The sequence below is a fragment of the Bartonella sp. ML70XJBT.G genome (assembly GCF_028618575.1).
GTDB lineage: Bacteria > Pseudomonadota > Alphaproteobacteria > Rhizobiales > Rhizobiaceae > Bartonella.
Window position 1 is genome coordinate 1 of the sequence record NZ_JAQITA010000041.1, and the last position, 5,936, is coordinate 5,936.

Annotated in this window: 7 protein-coding genes and 4 pseudogenes; 2 read left to right on the forward strand and 9 right to left on the reverse strand. The window is 41.8% G+C overall.

Annotated features, from left to right (window positions below; genetic code table 11):
* A pseudogene (locus tag PVV64_RS09715) lies at positions 1–235 on the forward strand (integrase); the annotation flags it as partial.
* 208 nt (positions 236–443) lie between these two features.
* Positions 444–644: an AlpA family transcriptional regulator gene (locus tag PVV64_RS09720; RefSeq protein ID WP_273722040.1), complete on the forward strand. Its 201-nt coding sequence runs from the start codon at positions 444–446 to the stop codon at positions 642–644.
* Between the two features lie 219 nt (positions 645–863).
* Here PVV64_RS09720 and PVV64_RS09725 read toward each other — a convergent pair.
* The 9 genes and pseudogenes from PVV64_RS09725 to PVV64_RS09765 all read right to left on the reverse strand — a co-directional run.
* Positions 864–1,267 (reverse strand): annotated as a pseudogene (locus tag PVV64_RS09725) (hypothetical protein).
* Positions 1,264–3,006 (reverse strand): annotated as a pseudogene (locus PVV64_RS09730) (hemagglutinin repeat-containing protein); the annotation flags it as partial. The pseudogenes PVV64_RS09730 and PVV64_RS09725, both read right to left, overlap by 4 nt.
* Entirely contained in the window at positions 3,006–3,365 is a 360-nt protein-coding gene (locus PVV64_RS09735) for a hypothetical protein (protein WP_208442479.1), read from the reverse strand. The gene PVV64_RS09735 and the pseudogene PVV64_RS09730, both read right to left, overlap by 1 nt.
* 180 nt (positions 3,366–3,545) lie before the next feature.
* Positions 3,546–3,953 (reverse strand): hypothetical protein, encoded by a 408-nt coding sequence (locus tag PVV64_RS09740; RefSeq protein ID WP_273760802.1) that lies wholly within the window; start codon positions 3,951–3,953, stop codon positions 3,546–3,548.
* Entirely contained in the window at positions 3,950–4,576 is a 627-nt protein-coding gene (locus tag PVV64_RS09745) for a hypothetical protein (RefSeq protein ID WP_273760804.1), read from the reverse strand. Before PVV64_RS09745 ends, PVV64_RS09740 begins: the two co-directional genes overlap by 4 nt.
* On the reverse strand, positions 4,548–4,739 hold the full coding sequence (locus PVV64_RS09750) for a hypothetical protein (RefSeq protein WP_273760805.1): 192 nt from the start codon (positions 4,737–4,739) through the stop codon (positions 4,548–4,550). The genes PVV64_RS09745 and PVV64_RS09750 overlap by 29 nt, the downstream gene beginning before the upstream one ends.
* A gap of 12 nt (positions 4,740–4,751) precedes the next feature.
* Positions 4,752–5,165 (reverse strand): hypothetical protein, encoded by a 414-nt coding sequence (locus PVV64_RS09755; protein WP_273760806.1) that lies wholly within the window; start codon positions 5,163–5,165, stop codon positions 4,752–4,754.
* Positions 5,162–5,695: a hypothetical protein gene (locus tag PVV64_RS09760; protein ID WP_273760807.1), complete on the reverse strand. Its 534-nt coding sequence runs from the start codon at positions 5,693–5,695 to the stop codon at positions 5,162–5,164. The genes PVV64_RS09755 and PVV64_RS09760 overlap by 4 nt, the downstream gene beginning before the upstream one ends.
* A gap of 15 nt (positions 5,696–5,710) precedes the next feature.
* Positions 5,711–5,936, reverse strand: a pseudogene (locus PVV64_RS09765) (filamentous hemagglutinin); the annotation flags it as partial.

Consider the following 5,936-nt stretch of genomic DNA (forward strand, 5'->3'; position numbering starts at 1 on the left):
GATGATGGCTGCGTACATGAGAAAAAATAAAATTGAAGCATGTCCCCATGGATTTCGCTCTAGTTTACGTGATTGGCTTGCTGAAACAACCGATGCCCCCTATGAGATCGCTGAAACCATTTTAAGTCATACGGTAGGAGGACAAGTAGAGCGCTCCTATCGTCGTACTGACTATTTAGAACAGCGCCGTGTCTATATGGATAAATGGGCGGCTTATGTCACAGGTCAAGCTTAAGATATGGGGTGCAATACCCCATGATCTGTGGATAACTTTATCTCTCTCTTCTCTCATTCTCTCTCAATGAGACTCATAAATTATCACATCAGAGAAACTATTATAAAACACTGTTTTTTATAGACTAAATACCTTTCCAGTGATTCAAAAATATGGTTAATAAATACTTATGATTTGTTCCCATTTTTTACTCTGAAAGGAAATTATTATGACAGAAAACGATATTCTTTTAACTGACCGTGAAAGTGCAAAATTGCTTCATATGAGTGTTTCAACATTCCGCCGTCATGTCACCAATGGCTCTTTACCAAAACCTTTAAAGTTTGGCTTTTTATCCCGTTGGTTACAATCGGATCTTTTGAATGTCATAGAGCAAGCCAAACAGCAACGTTATAACGACATCGCATAAAAGAAAACCTTGTCACGTAAGGACGGACAAGGCTTTCCATTTTCATCCAAAGAATGAATAGCAAAATCCGTTCTGTAACGCAACATTATAGAATTAGTAAGTGTATTCCTTGTTGTCATATTGCTCCACAAACAATGCTAAAATGGAAATGGAAGCAACACCCCCCATAGACATGCGAACACATGCTGTGGGGATTGTACTTTCCATCAACAGCAAGATTTAAGGATAGCATTCATATTGTTCTGGATGCTTTTTACAAAACGGGCTGTTTAAGCGTCTCTTGACACTGCGCTGTGGAATGACTGCGCCTGGACGACAAATCGGCAAGTTTTCGGCTTTATGGTTTACACACCATCCCCCCCCACGTAATATTTATCACGGAAACCAGCTTGAGTCATACAAGCTTCTATAGTTGCCCATGCATTATTGCTTAAATTTCTGTTTTCTGGAAAGACATCATAGGGAGCTGGCATGCCACATTCTAACAGCGCTTTTTTTACCTCAAGCCGATCTGCTCCTAGCTTCTCCCACACAGTGAAGTATCCTGCAGGAGGTTTATTAAACTGACACCCAGCTATACTTAACAGAGTTACAGCACCTAATAATCTTAGAGTTTGTTTCATTTTTTACTCCTTGAAGGGATTTGCACAAGATTAGAAGGTCCATATATATCTCGGCATTTTGGACTCGCATTTCCAAGACAAGTATGGACACTGTAGGGGTCTATGAACATTTTCCATGCTTCTTTCCAAGCGTTACTGCCAGCAGGTATTGTCTCGTAAGTATAATCATTGCCGCCAATCACTCTGCTGACAAAGTCATATTTATGCCCATCAAAGCCAACAGTGGTTTGTTTGCCATCACTCACATAACTTATAAGACCGGCTGCAGACAAAACATTAAAGGCGGGTCCATAGAAATTGATATCCGTGTTTTCATTCGCTATCCCGTGCACACCTTCTTGTTTGAAAGAATTCAGCATATTCCCCAATGTCATGGTCCCACGGCTATGACCGTAAAGTTCTAACCCTGTAAGCCCATAATTATACATCAGATCTTTTGCTTCTTGTGTGGAATTGGTCAATCCCCAAAAGTTATTTTCCATAAACTTCTGATAACCTGCTACCAGAAGTTCTGAGATGGCAGAATCTGCTTCTGGGAACACAACAAAATAAAGCGGTACATTTTTATCCTTGGCATGTTGCTCTGCATAAACAGCAGCCTCCTCTGGTGGTGTAAAGATGCCATTGAGGGACACATGCACCTTGCCATCAGCCCCCTCCTGCAAATGCTGTTTTTCTTCCTCCGTTAAATAATGAAATGCAGGGATTGGTTGGCCGCGGCTATCAGTTATATATTGTCCATTTGCATCTTTTTTATAGATTATGTTGCCCTGTTCATCGCGGTCAACCACAGCGAGAGGATGTTCTTTAATAAACATGGTTTTATAGGACTCATCGCTGTATTTAAACCCCTCCTCCAGCAATTGCGTGGCCATTTCACGGTTTTCATGGACGATTTGTTCCAGCTTGCCTACATCGATGGGTGAGACACCCTTATGGGCTGTCGCAGTATCACGATTAAGGGAAGCGATTGTTTGTTCCCCATTTTGCCCCGTCAACACTTTTTGCCCGTCTTCATTGGTGATCACAATGGTACCATCACTGATGGCGGATTTGGTGTAACCTTCCTCTTCATCATGGACTTTTGCATGATCTAAAACATTTTTGGCAATGTTTTTTGCAACGCCGTATTTGCCTTGATCCATCGGACCACCCGCAGAAATGCTTAAACCTTGGCTGCTGGCTGTCGCTTCAGCACTGTTGGCAATATCACTCGTCGTGATGGTTCCTGTGGTCAGTTTGTTTTTATCTGCTGGTGCGCTGCTGGCAATAATGCCTCCGATCATGGTTGTTTTGTCTTTAACGTTGATATCATAACCACCATCACCGGTTTTAATGCCTGATTGTTCCACAACACTATGATAATCACTAGAGGATTTATCCTTGTTAAAGGAAACATGGGTTGAGGCTCCATCCTGTTTTCCACCATTAAAGCCAATGGAAACAGAGTTTTGCTTGCTAGAGCTTTTTCCGGTATCGCTCTGGCTGGTAATGGTGAGATCACCACCAACACCCATCTCTACACGGTTTGCAGAAAATACCGCACCATTCAATGTAGTATCCCCTCCACTGCTGGTATGAACTGTTCCGGTACCCACAACATGGCTGTTCTTATGGTGTATTTCCTCACTAGAGCCTTCCCCTTGACTAAACGCGGCACTGCCTGTTGCTCCTGCACCGCCTGTGCCATAGGTATAGCCAACACTCATGGAAGCACTTTGCGAATGATTTTGCGTTGTTAGGGTTGGCATTCAAGGGCGTTTTTATGTCTCTTACAATAAGGGCTCTTTAAGCGTCTCTCAACACTGCGCTGAGGCATGACAGCACCAGGACGACATATGGGAAGGTTATCCGATTTATGGTTCTCACACCATTCTTGTATTGTAAAGCTAGGACGAAATCCTGATTGCCCCAGACAAATTTCAATACTAGCGAATTGATTCAAATCTAGCGCTACAACCTTATCAAGGTCCGGTACTCCACATTCTAAAAGTATTTTCTGTCTCCATAATCTTGGAGAAAGCGAGGAAATCTGGTTAACACATCCTGCTGTACTTAAAAAAGCCATGCAACTCAATAGTTTTAAAGTTTTCTTCATTTTCCCCTCCTTGAATGGGTTTCTTTACAATAACAAAAAGGCTTAGAAACCTGTTGATTATTTTTGTCTCCGTTTTTCAAGACAGTTCTGAACAATGTTGAGATGGTGAATTGGAGGAACACCCCCCATAGACATGCGAACACATGCTGTGGGGATTGTACTTTCCATCACAAGCAAGACTTAAGGCTCGCATTCAGGTTGTTCTGGATGCTTTTTACAAAACGGGCTGTTTAAGCGCTTCTTGACACTACGCTGTGGTATGACAGCACCTGGACGACAAATCGGCAAGTTTTTCTCTTTAAAAGTATAACACCACCCCCCCCTTTTTCCATTATCTTTATAGCGGAATCCTGCTTGAACCATGCAAGCATCAACTGTTGCTTTAGCATTAATACTCTGCTGTTGGTTTTCTGGAAAAACATCATAAGGGGTTGGCATACCACATTCTAACAAGGCTTTTCCTATCTCAGTAAAATCTGCTCCTGGCTTCTCCCACATACTCAGAGCCCCTGGAGAAGGCTTATCAATGTTACATCCAGCAATATTTAACAGAATGAGACCACTTAATAATTTTAAGATTTTCTTCATTTTTTCCTCCCTGAATATTTTGAATAAATTGGCGTACGATTAGGTGAACCGTAGCGCCATGTACAAGCATCACTTGGATGTCCATAACAAGCATGGACACTGGGGTAGCCCTTAAATATTTGCCCTGCTTCTTTCCAAGGACCACTTCCAGGAGGTATTTGCTCAAAAGTATAAGGATTTTTGCCAATCTTTGTACCCACAAAGTCATTTTTATGATTTTCCAAGTTTACATAATCCTGCTTTCCATCACTTAAGATATATAATATATCTGCCATGTTTAGAGTATTATAAGCTGGTCCAAAGAAATTAATCGTTGTTTCCTTTGCTATACCATGAACACCATGCTTTTCTAAATCATGCGATCCATTGCCCGCTGTCATACTGCCGCGGCTATGGGCATCAACATGCAATCCTTTATTGCCAAAGCTATACAACAGATTCTGGTACTTCTTTGCCGAATTGGTCAGAGCACCCAACTTACCTTCTAGAGCATACTGATACCCTGCAATGAACAAATCTACCAAGAACGAATCGCTATGGGGAAACATCAGAAAATAGTGCGGATCATTCTTGTTATCAGCCAACTGAACCGCATTATGGGTTATCAGCCAACTGAACCGCATTATGGGCTGCTTCATCTGGTGTTGTAAAAATACCATTGAGAAAAACATGAACCTTGCCATCAGAACCTTTTTGTAAATGCTTCTCTTGCTCTGGTGTTAATGAAATGAAAGGAACAATCCCGCACAGGCAAGAGGACACATGGCTGTGGGGATTGTTGATCATTACCAACAGCACTTAAGGTTGGCATTTACGACTGTTTTTATACCTTTTACAAAACGGGCTATTTAAGCGCTTTTCGACACTGCGCTTGGGAATAACAGCACCTGGACGACAAATGGGTAAGTTTTTCTCTTTAAAAGTATAACACCACCCTCCCTCATGTTCATCTTTATAGCGAAATCCTGATTGAATCATGCAAGCATAAATTGTTGCATCCTCATTAACACTAAGCTTTCTGTTTTCTGAATCTTCACCATAAGGCGTTGGCATGCCACATTCTAACAAGGCTTTTCCTACTTCAGTAAAATCTGCTCCGGGCTTCTCCCACATGCTGAGATATCCTGCAGGAGGCCTATCGATGTTTTCAATACCACATCCAGCTATACTCAAGGGAATGAGCCCGCTTAATAGTTTTAAGATGTGTTTCATTTCTTGCTCCCTGATTTAATTGAATATATTGTTTGGCGATGCTTATAAGAATCCCCATAAGAATATCTACAGCCTTTATCCGCATGACCATAACAAGCATGGACAGTAGGATAAGTCGTAAATATTCTCCATGCCTCGTTCCCAGGACTACTCCCTGAAGGGATCTTATCAAAAGTAGCAGGATTTCCACCAAACTTTACACCAACAAAATCATATGCGTGGTTTTCTAAACCGACAGAGGTTTGCTTGCCATCACTTAAATAATCAAGTGTATTTGCCATCGATTGAGCATTATAAGCAGGACCAAAAAGATTGATACTCGTGTTGCCTGCTATGTTGTGAATGCCACGCTTTTCAAAGTCATACATCCCGTTGCCTACTGTCAAGCTACCGCGGCTGTGCGCATCAATATGCAATCCATCATTGCCATAGAGAGACATCGCATTCTGAAATTTCTTGGTCGAATTGGTTAATCCAAAAAAAAGTTTACCTTCCAGAATCTTCTGAAAAACCGCTATTCCTACCTCCACTTCCCAGTCTTTAGCTTAGGGGTGGTAGGTAAAATAAAGATGACCATTTTTATTAACAGCCATTTGAACAGCATTACCTGCTGCTTCATCGGGGGAATTAAAAATGCCATTGTAAAACATATGAACAGCGCCATCAGAGCCTTTTGGTAAATGCTTCTCTTGCTCTGGTGTTAATGAAATGAAAGGAACAATCCCGCACAGGCAAGAGGACGCATGGCTGTGGGGATTGTTGATCATTACC